The organism is Candidatus Methylomirabilota bacterium, from assembly GCA_035936835.1.
GTDB lineage: Bacteria > Methylomirabilota > Methylomirabilia > Rokubacteriales > CSP1-6 > AR37.
In genome coordinates this window covers 19440-38749 of record DASYVT010000113.1, presented here as the reverse complement: position 1 = coordinate 38749, position 19310 = coordinate 19440, and the positions used below count along the sequence as shown (strand labels likewise).

19 protein-coding genes and 1 pseudogene are annotated in these 19310 nt (G+C 68.4%); 2 read left to right on the top strand and 18 right to left on the bottom strand.

Features of this window, described 5'->3' with window-relative positions:
* Window positions 1-56 precede the first annotated feature (56 nt).
* From VGV06_08980 to VGV06_08940, 9 genes and pseudogenes are all read right to left on the bottom strand, one after another.
* A pseudogene (locus tag VGV06_08980) lies at window positions 57-1058 on the bottom strand (ABC transporter substrate-binding protein).
* A 207-nt stretch (window positions 1059-1265) separates the two neighbouring features.
* A complete protein-coding gene (locus VGV06_08975; GenBank protein ID HEV2055291.1) occupies window positions 1266-2039 on the bottom strand; it encodes an alpha/beta fold hydrolase in 774 nt (257 codons plus the stop codon).
* A gap of 93 nt (window positions 2040-2132) precedes the next feature.
* Window positions 2133-3194 (bottom strand): LLM class flavin-dependent oxidoreductase, encoded by a 1062-nt coding sequence (locus tag VGV06_08970; GenBank protein ID HEV2055290.1) that lies wholly within the window; start codon window positions 3192-3194, stop codon window positions 2133-2135.
* A gap of 13 nt (window positions 3195-3207) precedes the next feature.
* Window positions 3208-3918, bottom strand: a complete 711-nt coding sequence (locus VGV06_08965) for an ABC transporter ATP-binding protein (GenBank protein HEV2055289.1) — start codon at window positions 3916-3918, stop codon at window positions 3208-3210.
* Entirely contained in the window at window positions 3911-4651 is a 741-nt protein-coding gene (locus tag VGV06_08960) for an ABC transporter ATP-binding protein (GenBank protein ID HEV2055288.1), read from the bottom strand. Before VGV06_08960 ends, VGV06_08965 begins: the two co-directional genes overlap by 8 nt.
* A 146-nt stretch (window positions 4652-4797) precedes the next feature.
* On the bottom strand, window positions 4798-6039 hold the full coding sequence (locus tag VGV06_08955) for an ABC transporter substrate-binding protein (GenBank protein HEV2055287.1): 1242 nt from the start codon (window positions 6037-6039) through the stop codon (window positions 4798-4800).
* A gap of 17 nt (window positions 6040-6056) precedes the next feature.
* Window positions 6057-6980 (bottom strand): branched-chain amino acid ABC transporter permease, encoded by a 924-nt coding sequence (locus VGV06_08950; protein ID HEV2055286.1) that lies wholly within the window; start codon window positions 6978-6980, stop codon window positions 6057-6059.
* A 22-nt stretch (window positions 6981-7002) separates the two neighbouring features.
* The gene (locus VGV06_08945; protein ID HEV2055285.1) at window positions 7003-7863 is read right to left on the bottom strand and encodes a branched-chain amino acid ABC transporter permease; all 861 of its coding nucleotides are present in this window, start codon (window positions 7861-7863) and stop codon (window positions 7003-7005) included.
* A gap of 7 nt (window positions 7864-7870) precedes the next feature.
* The gene (locus VGV06_08940) at window positions 7871-8875 is read right to left on the bottom strand and encodes an amidohydrolase family protein (protein ID HEV2055284.1); all 1005 of its coding nucleotides are present in this window, start codon (window positions 8873-8875) and stop codon (window positions 7871-7873) included.
* A gap of 51 nt (window positions 8876-8926) precedes the next feature.
* On the opposite strand from VGV06_08940, the gene VGV06_08935 reads away from it, so the two are divergent.
* Entirely contained in the window at window positions 8927-9796 is an 870-nt protein-coding gene (locus VGV06_08935) for a polysaccharide deacetylase family protein (protein ID HEV2055283.1), read from the top strand.
* A complete protein-coding gene (locus VGV06_08930) occupies window positions 9793-10065 on the top strand; it encodes a DUF2007 domain-containing protein (protein ID HEV2055282.1) in 273 nt (90 codons plus the stop codon). Before VGV06_08935 ends, VGV06_08930 begins: the two co-directional genes overlap by 4 nt.
* On the opposite strand, the gene VGV06_08925 is transcribed toward VGV06_08930, so the two are convergent.
* The 9 genes from VGV06_08925 to tmk are packed head-to-tail and all read right to left on the bottom strand — an operon-like array spanning window position 10062 to window position 19255.
* Window positions 10062-10841 carry an enoyl-CoA hydratase-related protein gene (locus VGV06_08925; protein ID HEV2055281.1) on the bottom strand — a complete coding sequence of 260 codons (780 nt, stop codon included), beginning with the start codon at window positions 10839-10841 and terminating at the stop codon, window positions 10062-10064. The two genes, VGV06_08930 and VGV06_08925, sit on opposite strands and share 4 nt — an antisense overlap.
* 22 nt (window positions 10842-10863) lie before the next feature.
* Window positions 10864-11643: a TatD family hydrolase gene (locus VGV06_08920; protein ID HEV2055280.1), complete on the bottom strand. Its 780-nt coding sequence runs from the start codon at window positions 11641-11643 to the stop codon at window positions 10864-10866.
* Between the two features lie 17 nt (window positions 11644-11660).
* Complete coding sequence (locus tag VGV06_08915) at window positions 11661-12698, bottom strand: DUF5924 family protein (GenBank protein HEV2055279.1); 1038 nt, start codon at window positions 12696-12698, stop codon at window positions 11661-11663.
* Window positions 12658-13359: a YciC family protein gene (locus tag VGV06_08910; GenBank protein HEV2055278.1), complete on the bottom strand. Its 702-nt coding sequence runs from the start codon at window positions 13357-13359 to the stop codon at window positions 12658-12660. The genes VGV06_08915 and VGV06_08910 overlap by 41 nt, the downstream gene beginning before the upstream one ends.
* Window positions 13359-15254 (bottom strand): methionine--tRNA ligase, encoded by a 1896-nt coding sequence (metG, locus tag VGV06_08905; protein HEV2055277.1) that lies wholly within the window; start codon window positions 15252-15254, stop codon window positions 13359-13361. The genes VGV06_08910 and metG overlap by 1 nt, the downstream gene beginning before the upstream one ends.
* Before the next feature lie 7 nt (window positions 15255-15261).
* Window positions 15262-16806, bottom strand: a complete 1545-nt coding sequence (locus VGV06_08900) for an ABC transporter substrate-binding protein (GenBank protein ID HEV2055276.1) — start codon at window positions 16804-16806, stop codon at window positions 15262-15264.
* Window positions 16807-16816: 10 nt separating this feature from the next.
* The gene (gene ricT, locus VGV06_08895) at window positions 16817-17701 is read right to left on the bottom strand and encodes a regulatory iron-sulfur-containing complex subunit RicT (GenBank protein ID HEV2055275.1); all 885 of its coding nucleotides are present in this window, start codon (window positions 17699-17701) and stop codon (window positions 16817-16819) included.
* Window positions 17702-17709: 8 nt separating this feature from the next.
* Window positions 17710-18624 carry a DNA polymerase III subunit gene (locus tag VGV06_08890; protein ID HEV2055274.1) on the bottom strand — a complete coding sequence of 305 codons (915 nt, stop codon included), beginning with the start codon at window positions 18622-18624 and terminating at the stop codon, window positions 17710-17712.
* Window positions 18617-19255: a dTMP kinase gene (gene tmk / locus VGV06_08885; protein HEV2055273.1), complete on the bottom strand. Its 639-nt coding sequence runs from the start codon at window positions 19253-19255 to the stop codon at window positions 18617-18619. The genes VGV06_08890 and tmk overlap by 8 nt, the downstream gene beginning before the upstream one ends.
* Window positions 19256-19310 lie beyond the last annotated feature (55 nt).

The following is a 19310-nucleotide window of genomic DNA, read 5'->3' as shown; positions in this document are numbered from 1 at the left end:
TGCCGACGGGAATGTTGGAACTCAAGACCTGACCCCTATCCTTCCCGCTCAGACGCTCATTGGATGACCCGGTCCGCTCGCAGGAGCAGCGCCTGGGGGATCGTCAGCCCCAGCGCCTTGGCCGTCTTGAGGTTGATCACCAGCTCGAACGTCCTCGGCTGCTCGACCGGGAGGTCGGCAGCCTTGGCGCCCTTGAGGATCTTGTCCACGTAGGTGGCCGCCCGCCGAAAGTTGTCAGAGAGGCTTGGCCTGTAAGCCAGGAGACTACCGGCCTCGGCGTCGTCACTCTGCCCGGACACCGTCGGCAGGCGGCGCCGTGCCGCGTGGTCGGCGATTCGTGTTCGGTGATTCAGGAGCACCGAGTCCACGAGAAGGATGACGGCGTCGACCCGGTCCGTGGTGATCGCCGCGAAGGCGTGGTCGATCTCGCTGGGGTCCCGTGCCTCCAGGGGTTAAAGCCGTACCCCCAATGCCCGGGCCGCATCCTGCGCCTCTCGCACCTGCTGTGCGTAGAAGGGATTGGCCGGATTCCCGAGGAGGGCCACCCGAGAGACCTTGGGGACGACCTCCTTGAGCATCTCCAACTGCTTCCCGACCAGCTCGGGCGTCATCGTCGACATCCCGGTGATGTTTCCTCCTGGGCGCGCGAGGCTGGCGACGAGTCCCGACGCCACAGGATCACCAGACGACGTCATGACGATGGGGATTGTCTCCGTCGCTTGCTTTGCCCCCCGGGTCGCCGGCGTACTAGGTGTCACGATGACGTTCACCTTGAGACGGACCAGCTCGGCCGCGAGGCCGGGTAGCCGGTCGTATTGCCCCTCCGCCCATCGGAACTCAATGGCGATGTTCTGACCTTCCACATAGCCCAGCTCGCGCAGGCCTTGCCGGAAGGCCTGAAGGTAACGCGAGGTTCGTGCGTCAGAAACGGAGCCCGGGGATAGCCAACCTATGCGGGGGAGGCTCGCCGGCTGCTGTGCCTCGCCGGCGAGCGGCACAACGAGGACTGCGACGGCGAGAAGCGCGATGAGAACGGCGATGAACGTGATGGCGTGCATGGACCTTGCGCGTCTCCAGACTCGGCGCCGGCGCATGAAGCTCCTCAACGGTCAGTCGCTCCCCCGTTGCGGCGAACTAGAAATAGACGGAACCATATGGTTCGCCGAAGGTTGCATCGGCAGCAGTCTATTACCGCCGGGGATCAATACCTCGCCGCCCGGGAAGGGTATGGCCGAGCATTTCCTGAACGGTCCCCGCGCGCCGGGCTAGCTCCGCGCTCCGAGGAAATCGACCAAAGCGGCCAGGAAGCGGTCGGCGTCCTCGACGACGGCGCAGTGCATGGCACCTGGGAGGACGAGCAGCTCCGAGCCCACGATGCGCTCGTGGATGACGCGGGCCATGGCGGGCGGGGTGCCGGGGTCCTGCTCGCCGACTACGACCAGCGTCGGGCAGCGGATGGCGCGGACGCGCTCGCTGAGGTCCACGAAGCCTATGGCGCGGATGGAGGCGGCGTAGCCGCGCGGGTCGCTCTTGCGCAGCATGTCGGCGATGCGCTCCACGACCTCGGGACGCTTGGTGCGAAACGCATCGGTAAACCAGATCGCCATGGTGCGGTCGACGAGGGCCGCGGTCATGCCTTCGTTCTCGGCCACGCGCATCCGGTCCTCCCACATCGGGCGCACGCCGGGGCGGTAGCAGGCCGTCGTGTCGCAGAGCACGAGGCTCCGGATCCTCGACGGGCGCGTGAGGGCCGCCGTCATGCCGATGAGCCCGCCCATGGAGACGCCAACGAAGTGCGTCTCCGCGATGCCGAGGGAATCCAGCAGATCGAAGAGATCGTCCGCCATCTGCTCGAGGGTGTACGGGCCCGGCGGGATCTCGGAGCCGCCGTGGCCGCGCACGTCGTAGCGCAGGACACGATAGCCCTTCGTGAGGGCCGCCACGTGGTCGTCCCAGAGGGCGAGCGTGACGCCGAGCGGATGGGTCAGCGTGACGACGGGCGCTCCGGAAGGGCCTTCGAGGCGGTAGTTGGTCTTCATGAACCCCTCATCTTCTCAGCCCTCGCCTCGCCGCTCGAAGCGAGCGTCTCAGCTCGAACTGCGACCCTCTCCCCTGAGGGGAGAGGGGTGTGGCTAGCGGAAGCGCGGCATGACCTCGCTCGCGAAGAGCTCCATGGAGCGGCGCACCCTGTCCTGAGAGAGACCGCCGAAGTTCATCCAGCACATCACCTGCCCGACGCCCAGCTGGCGCATCTCCTCGATGTGCCGCGCGACCGTGTCGGGCGAGCCGAAGGCGAGCGTCTCGGCGACGAGCCCTTCCCACGTGACCTTGGAGAGGCGCTCCGCCATGGCACGGAAGCCGGGCTGGAGCGACGGGTGCGCGTCCTCGATGCGGTCGGGGACGACGAACTTCTTGAAGGACTCCTGGTACCAGAGCTCGGCGTCCTTGGCCTCGGCGAGCGCCTTCGCATCGGTCTCCGCCACGTAGATCTGGCGCGAGACGCCCCAGCGGGAGAGAAGGCCCGCGATCTCTTCCGGGCTGCGCCCCGACTTCTTCAGAGTCTCGACGTAGGTATCGCGGTTGGTGACGAGCTGGCTGACGGGGCCGAAGAGGACGGAGTTGAGCATGGGCCAGCCGCGGAGCGCCGTGTTCTCGATGCCGTCCTTCGTCACGCACACCTGGTAGAGCGGCGGGTGCGGCCGCTGCACGGGCTTGGGGATGACGGACACCTCGGACACCGTGAAGAAGCGCCCGTCGTAACTGAAGCGGTCCTCGGTCCACGCGCGCTGCATGATCTCCACGGCCTCGTCGAAGCGCTCGCGGCTCTCCTCCTGCGGGACGCGATAGCCGCGGAACTCGGCGGGGCGGTTGCCGCGGCCGACGCCGACATCGAGCCGGCCGTTCGAGATGATGTCCACCAGCGCCATTTGCTCGGCGAGCCGGATCGGGTGATGGAAGGGCAGGATGGCGGCGGCCAGGCCGATGCGGATCCGTCGCGTGCGCGAGGCGGCCGCGGAGGCGAGCGCCGCCGGGTCGACCGAGAGCCCGTACTCGATGAAGTGGTGCTCGGTGAGCCAGATCTCGTCGAAGCCCAGCTCTTCCGTCCACTCGATCTGGTCGAGCTCGCCACGGATGATGTCGGCGTGGCGCTGTCCCGGCGTGGCCTGGAAGAAGTAGAAGGTGCCGAATTTCATGCCGTGACCTCCGTCACGCCACTCCAAGATAGCGCGATTTCACGTCCTCGTTGGCGAGAAGCTCGTCGGGCCGCGACGAGTGGACGATCTGGCCGCGGCTCAGGATATGCGTGCGATCCGCCACGGAGAGCGCCAGCGGCAGGTTCTGCTCCACGAGCAGGATGGACAGGCCTTCGCGCTTCAGCTCGCCGATGACCCGGCCGACTTCTCTCACGAGGAGAGGTGCCAACCCCTCGGTGGGCTCGTCGAGCAGGAGCAGGTCGGGGTTGGTCATGAGCGCCCGGCCGATCGCCAGCATCTGCTGCTCACCGCCGGATAGCTTGTTGGCGCGGTTCCTGCCGCGCTCGGCCAGGCGTGGGAAGAGCGCGTGCACGCGCTCGATGGTCCAGCGGCCGCCGCCGCTCCTGGCGACGTCCAGGTTCTCCCGCACCGTCAGCGAGGGGAAGACGCGCCGGCCCTGCGGCACGAGCGCCATCCCGGCTTCGATCATCCGATACGGAGGCCAGCGCGTGATGTCCTGATCCTTGAAGCGGACGCTGCCGCGCCTTGGAGGGGTGAAGCCGATGATGGAGCGGATGAGGGTCGTCTTGCCCATCCCGTTCCGGCCGAGGATGGCCAGCACCTCGCCTGGGGCGACGCGGAGCGAGACGCCCTGGAGCACGTGGCTCTCGCCGTAGTACGTGTGGATGTCCTCGACCTCGAGCGCCGCGTGGGGTTCAGGCACCGAGGTAGATCTCCCTAACTTGTGGATCGCGCCGGACCTCGGCGCGCGGGCCGTCGGCGATGACGCGCCCGTAGTGGAGCACCGTCACGTGGGGCGAGAGCTCGAGGGCGATGTCCATGTCGTGCTCGATCATGAGGACGGTGATGGCGGGGTCGAGGCGGGCCAGGAGACCGGCCATGAGGCGGGACTCCGCCGGCGACAGCCCGGCCGTGGGCTCGTCGAGCAGGAGCACGCGGGGCCGCCCGGCCAGGGCCAGTGCGATTTCGAGCTGGCGCTGCTCGCCGTGGGAGAGATTTTTCACCAGGGCGTCGCCGACGCCGTCGAGCCCGACCGATTCGAGCGTGGCGCGCGCGCGGGCGTGGAGGCCGATATAGGCGCCGACCGGGCGCAGCATGGCGAAGCGCGTTGGCGTCAGCGCCTGGACGGCGAGCAGGCAGTTCTCCAGCACCGTCAGGTCAGGGAAGAGGTTGGTGATCTGAAAGGTGCGGGCGAGACCCTCGGCGGCGCGGACGTGGGCAGGAGTGTCCGTCACGTCGCGCCCGAAGAGCGTGATGGTGCCGGCCGTGACGGGCAAGGACCCCGAGATGAGGTTGAACAGCGTGGTCTTCCCCGCCCCGTTCGGCCCGATGAGCGCGCGCCGCTCTCCCGGACGCACGGCAAGCGTCACGCCCGCGAGCGCCTGAAGCCCGCCGAAGGACTTGGACACGCCCTCGAGCTGCAGCGCGAACTCCATCCTCAGCGCACTCGCTTCACGGTGTGCCGGGCCTAGTCACGAGCCAGACGAGGCCCGAGGGAGGCGCGGGCCCGAGGCGTACTTGCCGTACGTTGAGGGCCCGCGCCGACCGAGAACGAAGTATGGCGAAGTGAATCGGCCCGGTACTAGCAGTATTTGCATGGCGGGTAGTCGCGCGTGTACAGCGGCATCTTCAGGAACTCGTCGGGGTTGTACTTCCAGAACTGGCTCACCGCCGGGTACGTGAAGATCACGGAGTTCTGGAGCTGGCCGCCCACGCGCTCGACCTTGCGGATGTAGACGTTCTGGATCGGGTTGCCCCATTTGTCTATCACGACCGGGCCGCGCGGGAAGTCCTTCAACTCCACCTTCTTGAGCGCGGCCAGGAAGGCCTCGCGATCCTCGACCTTGCCGTTGATCGCCTTGATGGCCTCCACGATCCAGCGCATGTTGGTGTAGCAGGTCTCGGCGTAGTAGGAGGGCACCTTGCCCGCCTTGGCCTCGAAGGCCTTCGCGTACTTCTTGTTGGCGGGGGTGTCGAGCGCGGCCGAGTAGTGGAGCGCGGTGTAGACGTTCAGCGCCTCGTCGCTCATCTGCGGCAGCACCGACTCGTCCGTGACCGTGCCGTTTCCGAGGAGCGGGATCTTCGCCTTCAGCCCCGAGTCGGCGTACTGCTTCACGAACTGGAGCGACCCGCGGCCGAAGAAGACGGCGAAGACGGCATCGGCGTCGCCCTTGATCTGGGCGATGAAGGGCGAGAAGTCGGTGGTGTTCAGCGGCGTCCATATCTTCTGGATGATCTGGCCGCCCGACTCCTCGAAGGTGCGCTGGAAGCCGCCCACCGTCTCCCACCCGAAGGCGTAGTCGAAGCCGATGGTGGCGACCTTCTTGTACTTGAGGTTCTTGGCGACCCACTCGCCGAAGGGCTGCATCGACTGGCTGCTGTTCCATCCCGTCCGCACCACCCACTTGGCGGGCTTGCGCTGGGTCAGGTCGTCGGAGGACATGACCGGGTATGTCGTCGGGATCTTCGCCGCGTCGGCGAAGGGATGGAGCGCGTACCCCGTCGAGGCGAGGAGACCGCCCGTGAGGAGCGCCACGTGGTCCTGGTCCACCAGCTTGCGCGCCTTGGTCAGCGCCGTGGCCGTGACGCCCTCGGTGTCCTCGACGATCAGCTCGATCTTCCGGCCCGCGACCTGCCGGTTGATCTCGTCCAGGTACAGCTCGCTGCCGCTCAGCATGTCCTTGCCGAGGGCCGAGGCGGCGCCGCTGAGCGGCGCCAGCAGGCCGATCTTGATGGGACCGCTCTGGGCGTCGGCGGGCGCCGGGGCCGTTCCGGCCGACGCCAGCGCCAGCAGCGCGATGAACACGGCGAAGCGAATGAACATGACGGGCCTCCTTGCGTTCAGCGCCGTCGGCCGCGGAGCGCGCCGACGACGCCGTGCGGGGCGAACAGGATGACGCCGATGTAGACGGCTCCCAGGATGAGGAGCCAGCGCTTGGTGTACACGCTCACGAAGTTTTTGAGGAACACGATGATCCCGGCGCCGATCGCGGGGCCGATCAGGGTGCCCGGGCCGCCGAGCGCCGTCATCAGGAGCGCCTCGACGGATGTCACGAGCTGGACGTCTGTTGGGCCGACGAAGCCGTTGTAGTAGGCCCAGAGGACGCCGGCCACGCCCGCGAAGGTGCCGGCGAGCACGAAGGCGACGTACTTGTGAAGCCACACGTTGTAGCCGAGCGCCTCCATGCGCGACTCGCTGCCGCGGATGCCCTTGAGCCCGAGCCCGAAGGGCGACACCACGAGGAGCCCGAGCAGCGCCCACGCCGCGGCCGCCGTCAGGAGCGAGAAGTAGAAGAAGGGCAGAGGCGCGCTGAGGCTCAGCGCGCCGAGCTCCGGCCGCGGCACGCCCGAGACGCCGTTGTCTCCCTTGGTGAGCGACACCCACCGGAAAGCGAGCCCCCACACGACCATGCCCAAGGCGAGCGTGATCATGAGAAAGTACGTGCCCCTCGCGCGGATGGCGATGACGCCGAAGACGGCGGCGGTGACGGCCGCCAGGGCGATGCCGGCCGCGGCGCAGCCGAGGAGGCCGACCTGGCGTTCGGTGGCAAGCAGCGCGACGGCATACGCGGCGACGCCGAAATACGCGGCCTGACCGAGCGACGGCAGCCCCGTGTAGCCCAGCAGCACATCGAGGCTCATGGCGAGAATGCCGAAGATGAGCGCCTGGGTAAGGAGGGTCAGCGGATACGCGGGCATCACCGGCCCAAGGGCGGCCAGCCCACCAACGACAACCACTGCAAAGGCCGCGCGCCGGCGAATCACGCGAAGCGGCTCGCCGCGATCATCAGCCCCGGCCGAAGAGCCCGGTGGGCCGGATGGCGAGGATCAGGGCCATCGGAGCGAACAGCGTGAAGTAGGCCAGCTCGGGAAAGAGCGCCTTGCCGAAGTTGTCGAGGAGCCCGACGAGGAGACTGCCCGCCATGGCGCCCGGCAGGCTGCCGAGGCCGCCCACGATCACGACGACGAAGGCGTACGGGAGCACCTCGAAGTCGGCGCCCGGGTAGACGCCGAGGAAGCCGGCGCCGATGACGCCGCCGAGCGCGGCCAGCCCCGCGCCGAGCCCGAAGACGGCGAGGGAGATCCGCGGCACGTTGATCCCCACGCCCTGCGCCATCTCGCCGTCGTCCACCGCGGCGCGGATCATGGCGCCGACCCGCGTCCGGTCCAGCAGGAGCCAGAGCCCGACACCGACGGCGACGGCGACGCCCACGATGAAGATGCGGTAGACGGGGAAGACGGCGCCGCCCATGCGCAGCGCACCCGAGAGGGCCGCGGGCACCGGCAGGTTGTAGGGATCGCCGCCCCAGATCAGGAGCGCCAGGTCCTGGAAGATCAGCGCGAAGCCGATCGTCATGAGCACCTGTCCCAGGTCCTGGCCGCGAAGCCTGCGCAGGAAGAAGCGCTCCATCCCCATCCCGACCAGCGCGATCGCGACGGTCGCAACGATCACTGCCATCGCGAAGCTCCGGGTGCGGAGCGCCACCGTCAACCCCAGGTAGCCGCCCAGCATGAAGTAGGAGCCGTGGGCCATGTTGACGATGCGCATGACGCCGAAGATCAGCGAGAGCCCGCTCGCGAGGAGGAAGAGGAGCGCGCCGTACGACACGCCGTTGAACGTCTGGACGACCCAGAAGTCCGGCCGCACGCGAGGCCTAGCCCAAGCGCAGCAAGCGGGCGGCGTTCCCGCGGACGACGCGGTCCTGGTTCTTCCGGCTGAGCGCCGTTGCTTTGGCCTGGATGATCGCGAGCGGCCGCTCGTACCCCATGTCGAAGCAGAAGTCGGTGCCGAGCATCACGCGGTCCGCGCCGACCGTGTCGACGAGGTAGCGAAGCGCGCCCGCGTCGTGGCTGATGATGTCGTAGCTGAAGCGGCGGAGATAGGCGCTGAAGGGTTTCTTCGCCCGGTCTTTCGTTTCCGGCCTCACGCCCTGGCCGTGACGGAGACGGCCGTGGAGGTACGGCATGGCGCCGCCCGCGTGGGGCAGGCAGACTTCGAGCTTCGGCAGCCGGTCGAGGACGCCTCCGAACACCAGGTGCGCGGCGGCGATCGCGGTGTCGAACGGGTTGCCGAGGAGGTTGCCGAGGTAGAAGGGCGTCAACCGCTCGGCGCCGACCACGCGGAGGGGATGCAGCAGCACGGGCAGCCTGAGCGCCGCTGCGCGCTCGAAAATGGGGAAGAACGCCGGGTCGGACAGCTCGCGGCCGCCGACATTGGTGCCCATGTAGACACCCCTGATGCCGGGCAGGTTGGCCGCGCGCTGGAGTTCAGCGAGCGCCCGCGCAGGATCCTGCATCGGCAGCGTGGCGCAGGCAACGAAGCGGTCCGGGTGCGCGACGTGCGCCGCGCTCGCGGCGTCGTTGAACGATGCTGCGAGGCGCGCGCCGGTCGCGCCGTCGGCCCAGTACACCATCGGGGCGGTGAGCGAGAGCGCCTGCACGGCCACGCCCTGCCGGTTCATCGAGCGGATGCGAAGATCGAGGTCCCAGTAGCGCGCCTCGAGCACCGCCGTGCGCGATCCGCCGATCACGAGGACGGGGCCTCTCGGGTTCGAGCGGTCCACGCCCGCGCCGAACGACGCCCCCGCCTCCTCAACGACGCGGATGAAGGTCTCGGGGAAAAAGTGGGCGTGGACGTCGATGCCGAGGGGCTTGGTCATGGGTCGGGATTCTACCCTTAATGCTCAGGCGATGGTAGTCTCAAGGTTACCGTGAGACTCCCCCGCGACCGCTTCGACTATTCACCGATCACGAGCCGCCGCCCGTGGACACTGCCCAAGGGCGCGCGCATCGCCGTCTGGACGATCGTCAACATCGAAGAGTGGGACATCGAGAAGCCGATGGCCCGCCAGTACCTGACGGCGCCGCAGGGCGTCAGCACGGTGCCCGACGTGCCGAACTGGGCGTGGCACGACTACGGGATGCGCGTGGGCTTCTGGCGGCTGCTCGAGGCGCTCGCCAAGCGCAAGATCCGCGCGACTACGTCGATCAACGCCCACGTGGTCGAGTCGTACACGCCCGTGGCCAAGGCGATGCTCGACGCGGGGTGGGAGTTCATGGCCCACGGCGTGATCCAGGGCGCGATGCACCTCCTGCCCGACCAGCGCGCGGCCATCCGCCAGTCCGTCGAGATGCTCAAGAAGTTCACCGGCAAGAAGCCCAAGGGCTGGCTGGGCCCGGGACTGACCGAGACCTGGGAGACGCTCGACTACCTCGCCCAGGAGGGGATCGAGTACGTGTCCGACTGGGTCAACGATGACCAGCCCTACGAGATCCGCACGACGGCGGGCCCGCTCGTTTCGGTGCCGTACACGATCGAGCTCAACGACATCCCGATGATGGTGATCCAGCACCACACGTCATCCGAATGGCTGCAGCGCGCCAAAGACCAGTTCGACCGGCTCTACGCCGAGGGCGCCAGGAACCCGCGCGTGATGGCCCTCGCCGTGCATCCCTACATCTCGGGCGTGCCGCACCGGATCAAGTACTTCGAGGCGGTCTACGACTACATGCGGAAGAAGAAGGGCGTCTGGTTCACCACCGGCGAGGACATCTACGAGTGGTACAAGGCCTCACGATGACACGCCGGGGCAAGGTCATCCAGTTCCCGAAGCGGCAGCCGCCGGCCGAGCCCGCTGCTCCTGCCCTCGTCAAGGTGCGCCGCTGCCGGGACCAGGCCGAGGCGCTCGTGGTGCGCGCGCTCCTGGACGGTCACGGCATCCCCGCGGTGATGCGCGGGCAGTTCGTCCAGTCCGTGCATCCGTTCAGCGTCGGCGACGCGGGCGCGGTAACCCTTTTCGTCGCCGCGGCCGACGCCGACCAAGCCCTGTCGCTCCTCGCCCGCGCCTAGCGGTAGAATTTCTCGGGGTTCGGGTCCTTCTTGTCGTTGAAGGCGCGGCCCATCTCCTTCGCCTCGTCCGTGTGGTAGTAGTTCGCCACGAGGTGGTCGATGGTGATGCGGCTCATGCCGAAGACGCCGTTGTGGCGCGCGTGGAAGGCGGCCTTGAGCGCGGCGAGCGCCTGCGGCCCGCGCTTCTTCAGCTCCTCGCAGATCGCCTCGGTGCGCGCGCGCAGCTCCGCGTGCGGCGCCACGTCGTTCACGAGACCCATCGCCTGCGCCTCCTTCGCGCCGTACTTGCGGTTGAGGTACCAGATCTCCTTGGCGCGCTTTCTGCCCACCGAGTCTTCCAGGTACCAGGTGCCGAAGCCCGCGTCGTAGGAGCCCATCATCGGCCCCACCTGCCGGAAGGTCGCCTGATCGCTCGCCACCGTCAGGTCGCACATGTTGGCGAGCACGTTGCCGCCGCCCACTGCGAAGCCGTTGACCATGGCGATGACGGGCACGGGCATGAGGTCGATGAGGCTGTAGAGGTCCACGACGGGCGGCGTATTGTGGTAGTGGAGCCGGCCGTCGTTGGGCTCCTTCTCGCCACCGATGCAGAAGAAGCGGTCGCCCGCGCCGGTCAGCACGACCACGCGCACGCCCGCGTCATTGCGCGCGTCGTTGAGCGCGGCGATCAGATCGAGCACGGTCTGGCGCCGAAAGGTGTTGCCCTTGTCCGGGCGGTTGATGGTCAGCCACGCGATCTGGTTCGTGACCTCGTACAGGACGTCGGCGTAGGACATGGTCGGGCCTCCGTGAGACGGGTTAGGTCAGCGTGATGCGGAAGAGCTTGGCCGCGTTGGCCGTGAGCGCATCGCAGAGCGCTTCGGGATCTGCGTTTCGGAGCTCCGCGATGAGCGCGGCGGTCAGCGCGACGAAGGCGGGCTCGTTGCGCTTCCCCCGGTGCGGCGTGGGCGGCAGGTACGGGCAGTCGGTTTCGACGACCAGGCGGTCCTCGGGCACGAACCGGGCGACGTCGGGAAGCGCGCGGGCGTTCTTGTAGGTCACTGGCCCCGCCAGCGAGATGTAGAGCCCCAGGTCGAGACAGCGCCGCGCGATTTCCACGTCCCCCGAGAAGCAGTGCATGACGCCCCCGGTCTCCCCCGCTCGCTCCTCGGCGAGGATCGCGAGCGTCTCGGCGTGCGCGTCGCGGCAATGGATGACCAGCGGCTTGCCCGCGCGGCGGGCGATGTCGATCTGGCGGCGGAAGACCTGGCGCTGGACGTCCGGCGGCGAGAGGTTGCGGAAGAAATCGAGGCCCATCTCGCCGAAGCCGACGACCTTGGCCTCTTCACTCGCGAGCCGCTCCATCTCCTCGAAATCGGCCTCCGTCGCTTCGGCGGCGTCGTGAGGATGGATCCCGACCGTCGCCCACACGTCGGGCAGCCGCTTCGCCAGCTCCACCGTGGCGCGGTTGGTATCCCGATCCGTCCCGATCGTCACCAGGCCGCGCACGCCCGCCCCGCGCGCGCGCTCGAGGACGGCGTCGAGATCCTCCGCGTAGTCGGGGAAGTGCAGGTGCGCGTGGGTGTCGAAGAGCCGCATCAGGCGCTCATGATAGCTCAGGGTGTGACGGTGAAGCGCAGGCGTCCGATCAGCTGGCCCGATGCCGTCACCACATCCACGCGGTAGCGCCCGTCGTAGGGCGGCTTGAGGTCGGTCTTCCGCGAGTAGGTCCTGAAGCCTTCCTTGCGTCCGCCGCGAAGCGGCGCGAGCGGTACACGCCCGAGGAGTTGCCCGTCCTTCCACCAGACATGCTCGATGGGCTGCCGCAGTCCGGCCGGCGCGTACACGGCGGTATAGGCCGCGATGCCCCCCCAGCCCTCGACTGTCTGCGCGGGGATCGGGCTCTCGACAGGTTCGACCGGCTCGAGCATGGTTACGCTGCGGGCGGCGGTCGCGGTCGCGACAAAGAGCGGGGCGGGCGGCACCGCCGCGCGCCCGAGCCACAGCGCCGCCATGGCCGCGACGGCGAGCACGGTCGAGCGCACGTACGCTTGCCGCCAGCTGAGCGCGCCCCGCTCGCGGAACACCGGCATCATCGCCACTGCGGTCAGCGCCGCCGCCCCCTCGAGCGCCAGGATGGGCCGAATGCCGAGGAGCGGCAGCGCCACGTTGAGCGCGGCGAAGATGGAGAAGGCCAGCAGCGCCTGGTTGAGCCAGCGCCGTGGGTGGACGATGGCTGCGTACCAGGGATCGATCGCCGTCACGAGGGCTCCCGCCACGACGCCGGCGAGAAACAGCGCGTTCAGTGAGTCGAGCGTCGCGCTCGCGTAGTAGGCGGGGAGCACGAAGAGCAGGAGCCCGTGGTAGAGGGACTGTATGGCGTAGTCCGCGGCGCTGAGGATGCGGCGCCGGCCGCGGCGCTCGAGCGGCTGGCGAAGCTCGGTGACCGCGGCCACGAGCACCACGAGCAGGAGAAGGTAGCCGACGATCCAGCCCACGTGAGGCAGCCCGCGCCTGAAGACGAAGAGCGTCGCGAGCCCCAGGCCGAGCGAGAAGGCGGAGATTCCCCAACGCTTGAGCCAGTCGATCCGCGTCCGCCGCGCGGCGGGCGCGTCAGTCGGCGGGGGCGCTGGGGATTGCAGTCGCGGCGGCATGCCGGGCTTCCCGGTAGAAGAGGAAGAGCGCGATCGTGAACACGGTCTGTGTCACCGCGATCACGCAGTCGACCAGCACCTGGACGACGAAGTGGTCGGCCGCGCCCGCCAGCGCCGAGAGCGTCATCGCGACGGAGAAGACGGCCACGAAGAGGGATCCGCCCGTCCAGAAGATGGCCAGGCGGCGGCCGACGGTGAGCGCGTTGCTGGCGCGGAGCGCGGAGCCGAGAGGCGCCCCGTCGAGGACCACGAGCGCGTCCACGAACGAGAGCCGGACCAGGGCGAGCACGCCGGGCACGACGAGCGCGATCAGCCCTGCCAGGACGAGCGCGCTCGCGACGAGCCGGGCGATAAAGAGCCGCGGCCAGATGGCGAAGCCATGCCGCATGGCCTGGGCATAGCTGGCGGGCTCGCCGCGCGTGATGCGCGCCAACGCGGCCAGCGTGGCAGCCACCACCAGCGGGCCGAAGGCGCCTTCCACCATCAGGCCGACCCGGAAGCCGCGCGCGCCGGCATCCGCGGCGCCTTTGGAAGTCGCGAAGAAATCGATGTAGTTGATGATCAGGTGGCCCGGCAGCCACACGGTCAGCGCGATGAGCGTGAACAGGTCGAAGTGCCGGGCGAGGAGCCGGAACGTCTCCTCGATGATGTCCCGGCGCACTACTTGACCTTGGACCCGGGCGGCACGTCCTTGTCGAGCGTGAGAAGGGACACGGTGCCCTCGTGCGAGGCGGCCAGCACCATGCCGTTGGACTCGACGCCCATCAGCGTGGCGGGCTGGAGATTCGCGACGATGACGACCTTGCGGCCGACGAGCGGCTCGGGCTCGTACTGCTCCGCGATGCCGGCCACGACGGTGCGGGTTTCGTCCCCCACCTTGACAGTGAGCTTGAGGAGCTTCTTCGACTTCGGCACGCGCTCGGCGGCGAGCACCTCGGCCACGCGGAGCTCGACCTTCATGAAGTCGTCGATGGGGATCTTGACGGGGCCTGCCGGCGCGGCCGCCGCTGCCGATTTGGTTTCTTCGCTCACCTTGGCCTCGATTCTCGGGAAGAGGGCAGCCATCTTCTGGACGGCTGGAACGCTCGTGAGCTGCCCCACGACGGCATCCTCGAGCCTCGGCGGCTTCGTGTAGCCGAGCGCGCCGCGTATCTTGGCCGCCGCGTCAGGCACGAACGGATCGAGGATGATGCCGAGGAACTGAAGCGCGTCGGCCAACGTGCAGAGAACTCTCTCGAGTCTCGGCCGCTTGGCGGGGTCCTTGGCGAGCTCCCAGGGCGCGGCCGTATCCACGTAGCGGTTGAGAGCGCCGATGAACTCCCAGATCCCGCCGAGCGCCTTCTGGAACGCAAAATCCGACATTTCGCGCTCGACGCCGCTCCGGGCCTGGACCGCGAGCGCATGGATCTGCTGGTCCTCGGGAGTCGGCTGCCCGCCGGCCTCCGCGATGGCCCCGAACCTCGACAACAGAGTCGTGGCGCGACTCGCCAGGTTGCCGAGGTCGTTGGCGAGGTCGGCGTTGAGACGGCCGACCAGGGCCTCCTCGGTGAAGGAGGCGTCGAGCCCGAAGTTCATCTCGCGCAGGAGGAAGTAGCGGAAGGCGTCGTGGCCGTACTTGTCCGTGAGCTGGAAGGCCTCGACGACGTTGCCGACCGACTTCGACATCTTCCCGCCGCCGAGCGACCAGAACCCGTGGACGTTCAGGCGCTGGTAGAGCGGGATCCCGGCCGCGTGGAGCATGGTCGGCCAGTAGACGCCGTGGGGCTGGAGGATGTCCTTGCCGATCAGGTGCTCGACGTGGGGCCAGAGCTCCTTGTAGAGCGCGCCGTCCGGGTAGCCGAGCGCCGAGACGTAGTTGATCAGCGCGTCGAACCAGACGTACGTGACGTACTGGTCGTCAAAGGGCAGCGGGATGCCCCACGTGAGCCGCGACGTGGGCCGGCTGATCGAGAGGTCCTGGAGCGGCTCGCGGAGGAAGCCCAGCACCTCGTTCCGGTAGCGCTCGGGCTGGATAAAGTCCGGGTGATCCTGGAGATGCTTGATCAGCCACGTCTGATGCTTCGACATCCTGAAGAAGTAGTTCTTCTCCTTGATGAAGGTGAGCGCCGTCTGGTGGTCCGGGCATTTCCCGTCCACGATCTCCTTCTCGGTGTAGAACCGCTCGCAGCCGTAGCAGTACCACCCGCCGTACTCGCCGAAATAGATCTCGCCGGCGTCGTAGAGCTTCTGAAGGATGGCCTGGACGACCGCCTTGTGGCGCGGCTCCGTCGTGCGGATGAAGTCGTCGTTGGTGATCCCGAGCTGGCGCCAGGTCTCGCGGAAGACGCCGGAGATCTCGTCGGCGTAGGCCTGCGGTGTCACGCCCGCGGCGGCCGCAACCTGGGCGATCCTTTCCCCGTGCTCGTCGGTGCCCGTCAGGAGGTAGACGCGCTCGCCGCGCAGACGCCGGTATCGGCACATCGCGTCGGCCATGATGGTCGTGCACGCGTGCCCGAGGTGCGGCCGCGCGTTGACGTAGTAGATCGGCGTGGTCAGGTAGAAGGTGCGGTCGGCCATCGAACCCTTACTTCGCGATCCAGGCGTTCCAGAAGTACAGATACGGACCCGGCTTGAAGCCGCGCACTTCCTTGCGCGTCACCCAGAGGTCGAAGTAGTCCCCGAACTTGATGCGCCCGACGTCCTCGTAGAACAGCGCCTGGACCTTCTCGATCATCGTGCGGCGCTTCTTGGGGTCGGTCTCCCGCGCCATCTCGGCGAGGAGCTTGTCCTTCTCCTCGAGGCACCACGAGCCCGGCCAGTTGCACTGGACGGCGGTCGCGATGGCCGGGTCGGGGTTGAGCGTAAAGCCCGTCGAGAAGATGTCGAAGAGCTCGGGCTTGCCGCGCCGCTGGACCAGCGTCGCCCAGTCGAGGACCTGGAGGTCGACCTTGAAGCCCACGTCCTCCATCTGCTGCGAGGACATGAGCGCCGTGTTGTACATCCACTCGTACTCCTTGGTGGTGATCCAGCGTACGGGCTGGCCGGCGTAGCCGGCTTCCTTCAGGAGCTGGCGCGCCTTTGCCTTGTTCTTCTGGTTGTAGCCCGTTACACCCGCCTGCGAGTGGAACAGCCCCTGCTCGGGGTAGAAGAGCGCGCCGTCGAGCCGGTAGAAGGCCTTGTTGCCGATGCCGGCCGACATGATCGGCTCCATGTCGAGCACGGCCTGGAAGGCTTGCCGCACCTTGCGGTTGGCCATCACGCCTTCCTTGTGGTTCGGCACGGCGGTGATCCAGCCGTAGGGCTTGACGATCTGCGCCTCGAGGGCCGGCTGGCCCTTGACGCGGTCCACCTGGTCCTGCCGGATGCTCTGCGCGAAGTTGTACTCGCCGGTCTCTGTGCCGGCCAGCCGCACGGAGGCCTCCGGGACCGGGATGAAGTAGATCTCGTCGATGTACGCCGTGCGCTTGCCGCCGTAGCCGTTGGGCGGCTCCGAGCGGGCCGAGTACTCCTTGAAGCGCGCCAGCCGGACGTGCCGGTCGGGCTTGTGCTCGACGAAGCGGTAGGGGCCCGTGCCGATGTACTCCTTGACCGGCAGGTCGCCCGCGGCGGCGAGGATGTCCTTGGGATAGATCGCCGCGCCGTTGTTGGGCGAGCCCAGAGCGAACAAGAGCGAGCCCGAGGGCTCCCTGAGGTAGATCACGACCGTATACGGATCCTTGGCCTCGACGGCCTCGACGTTCTTCCAGATCGCCTTACCCGGCGTGGCGAGCTTGCCCCAGTGCTGGAGCGAGGGCACGACGTCGGCCGAGATCATCTCCTTGCCGTTGTGGAACCGCACGTCTTTGCGGAGCGTGATGGTGTAGCGACGTCCGTTGTCGGCGATCGCGTGCCCCTCGGCCAGCATCGGGATCGGGCTCATGTTCTTGTCGTACGTGTAGAGCGTCTCGTACACGTGCCAGGTGATCTGCTGCGTGATGACGGCGGTCGTCGCGTGGAGGTCGAGCGTCGGCGCCTCGCCGATCATCCCGGCCTTGAGTACGCCGCCCATGCGCGGCTGCTCCTGCGCCGTCGCGCCGGGCGCGGTGGTCAGGAGCGCGAGGGCGACGAGCGTGGCGATTCGCGTGATCATGGGTGGCCTCTCAGAGCGGTTGGACGTGGGGGCGGCCTTCCCACGTCAAGGCCTCGAGCGGCACCTCGGCCTCGGTGCCGTCCTGGAAGCCCACCACCACGGTCTGCTTGAGCACGCGCAGCGAGCGCACCTTGCCCGTCATGCACCCCTGCGTGCCGCAGTCGGCCTGGCAGGCCGAGCCGACCTTGGGCAGGTGCTTGCGCAGCTGGTCGTAGGTGGAGAACTCGTAGAGCAGGCAGCACTTGAGCCGGCCGCAGTTGCCGAGGAGCCGGCTGTCCGTGAGCGGCATGTCCTGAGTCTTGGCCATCTTGACCGAGATCGGGTCGAACTTCTTGAGATACGACGTGCAGCAGAGCTGCCGGCCGCACGGGCCGATGCCGTCCATGAGCTTGGTCGTGTCGCGCGCGCCGATCTGCCGCATCTCGATGCGCGCGTGGAACTCATGGGCGAGATCGCGCACGAGGTCGCGGAAGTCCACGCGGTCCTCGGCATTGAAGAGGACGGTGACGCGGCGGTGCTTCGGATCGATCTCGACGTCCACGACCTTGAGCCTGAGCCCCCGCGCCCGGGCGCGCTGGCGGCACGTCTCGGCGTGCTGGAGCTCGCGCTCGCGGCGCGCGCGCCACTCGGCCACTTCCGCGTCCGTCGCGCGACGCATCACCTGCCGGTAGAGCCGGCCCCGCTTGAACTCCGGCAGCGGGCGCTTGGGCCGCCTGATCTCGCCCACAGCGGTGCCCTGGCCCGTCGCTACGACGACGAAATCGCCGACGGCCAGATCCTCTTGATCCGTCAAGTGGTCCTCGGCCTGGAGCGGAACGCGCAGCCGCACGCCGATGAGATACGGCAGCTGCGCCTCGGGCTCCACCGCCGCCTCAGTGTCAGTGGTCTCGCTCATGATCGCCCCTATGCCGCCTTCGTCAGGCGGCTCAGCAGCACCTCGACCGTGAGCCGAGGTGAGACGCTTCCTTGGATGGCCTGCCATGCTTCACGGCAGGCGGAAAGACCCGCCACGACTTCGTCCAGCGACCGTCCCGAACCATCGGCTTTCCCGGCGAACACGGCAAGGCGGGAATCGGCACCGCCCTGGGAGCAGAGGAGGTCGCGGTACCACAGCCAGCAGGTCTCGACCACGGCCAGCGCCGCTTCGCGGTCGCGGCCGACGGCCTCGCCGACCTGGAGGACGGCCTCGACGCCGCGCGTCTGCGCCTGCGCGAGCCATCCGAGCGCGCGCGCGCGGTCCTCGCCGGCGCCGCCGGGTAGGAGCGCGACGGCGCCCTCGGCAGCGCGGGGACGGAAGCGGACGATCTGGCAGCGCGAGAGCACCGTGGCCGGCAGCGCGCGGACCTGGCTCAGGACCAGGATGATCACGGTCCGCGCCGGCGGCTCCTCAAGAGTCTTCAGGAAGGCCTGGGGCGCCGCGCCCGTCATGGTCTCCGCCTCGTCCACGATGAAGACTTTCCACGGCGCCTCGGCGGCCTTGAGCGACGCCAGCCGTTCCAGCTCGCGGATGTTCTCGACGCGGATGGCGAGCGTGCCCTTGGGGTTGCTCGCGGGCGGCGTAGGGCCGAGGAGGTGGACGTCGGGGTGGAGACCGCGGTCCACCCGCGAGGCCGCGGCGCCGCCCGACGGCGCCACCAGGGCCTTGGCGAAGGCCAGCGCGGTCGTCCTGCGCCCGGCGCCGTGCGGGCCGATGAAGGCCCAGGCGTGCGCGACGCGGCCTCCCTCGACGGCGCGGCGGAGAAGATCCACCGCTTCGGGCTGGCCGACGATTACGTTAAGTGCATTGGGCACGTTAAGTGCGTTGGGCGTGTCAAGCACCACGGCCCGCCTCCTGCTTCAGCAGCAATCCTTCGACCGCGCGGACGACCGCGGCGTGGAGCGCGTCCTCGGGCTGCGCGGCGCTGAGCACGACGACCCGGTTCTTCTCGGCGCGCGCGATCTCGAGGTAGCCCTCGCGCACGCGGCGATGAAAGGCGAGATCCATCTTCTCAAATGCGTCGAGCGTGCGGTCGCTGATCCGCTTGATGCCCTCCGAGGGGTCGAGGTCGAGGAGCAGGGTCAGGTCCGGCATGACGCCACCCGTGGCGAGCGCGTTGAGATCCCGGATCGTCTCGAGCTCCATGCCGCCGCCGAATCCCTGGTAGGCGAGCGTTGCGTCGGCGTAGCGGTCGGAGACGACGACGGCCCCGCGCGCGAGCGCCGGGCGGATGACCTGGGCGACGTGCTGCTGGCGCGCCGCCATGAAGAGGAACGTCTGCGTAAGGGGCGTCGGCGGCACACCGTCCTGCTCAAAGACCCTACGGATGGCCGAGCCGAGCGGCGTGCCGTCAGGCTCGCTGGTCAGGAGCACCTCGAGCCCGCGGGCGCTGAGCCACTGCCCGAGGAGCCGACAGTGCGTGGACTTGCCCGAGCCCTCAACTCCTTCGACCGTGATGAAAAAGCCGCGCATGTGGGTAATCTAACACACTAAAAAAGCGAGTGTCTCTCGACTTCCCCACGACGCT

Coding starts and splice junctions, on each gene's coding strand:
- VGV06_08975 (HEV2055291.1), bottom strand. CDS start 2,039: ATGAAGACCAACTACCGCCTCGAAGGCCCTTCCGGAGCGCCCGTCGTC.
- VGV06_08970 (HEV2055290.1), bottom strand. CDS start 3,194: ATGAAATTCGGCACCTTCTACTTCTTCCAGGCCACGCCGGGACAGCGC.
- VGV06_08960 (HEV2055288.1), bottom strand. CDS start 4,651: ATGGAGTTCGCGCTGCAGCTCGAGGGCGTGTCCAAGTCCTTCGGCGGG.
- VGV06_08955 (HEV2055287.1), bottom strand. CDS start 6,039: ATGTTCATTCGCTTCGCCGTGTTCATCGCGCTGCTGGCGCTGGCGTCG.
- VGV06_08940 (HEV2055284.1), bottom strand. CDS start 8,875: ATGACCAAGCCCCTCGGCATCGACGTCCACGCCCACTTTTTCCCCGAG.
- VGV06_08930 (HEV2055282.1), top strand. CDS start 9,793: ATGACACGCCGGGGCAAGGTCATCCAGTTCCCGAAGCGGCAGCCGCCG.
- VGV06_08925 (HEV2055281.1), bottom strand. CDS start 10,841: ATGTCCTACGCCGACGTCCTGTACGAGGTCACGAACCAGATCGCGTGG.
- VGV06_08920 (HEV2055280.1), bottom strand. CDS start 11,643: ATGCGGCTCTTCGACACCCACGCGCACCTGCACTTCCCCGACTACGCG.
- VGV06_08915 (HEV2055279.1), bottom strand. CDS start 12,698: ATGCCGCCGCGACTGCAATCCCCAGCGCCCCCGCCGACTGACGCGCCC.
- metG (HEV2055277.1), bottom strand. CDS start 15,254: ATGGCCGACCGCACCTTCTACCTGACCACGCCGATCTACTACGTCAAC.
- VGV06_08900 (HEV2055276.1), bottom strand. CDS start 16,806: ATGATCACGCGAATCGCCACGCTCGTCGCCCTCGCGCTCCTGACCACC.
- ricT (HEV2055275.1), bottom strand. CDS start 17,701: ATGAGCGAGACCACTGACACTGAGGCGGCGGTGGAGCCCGAGGCGCAG.
- tmk (HEV2055273.1), bottom strand. CDS start 19,255: ATGCGCGGCTTTTTCATCACGGTCGAAGGAGTTGAGGGCTCGGGCAAG.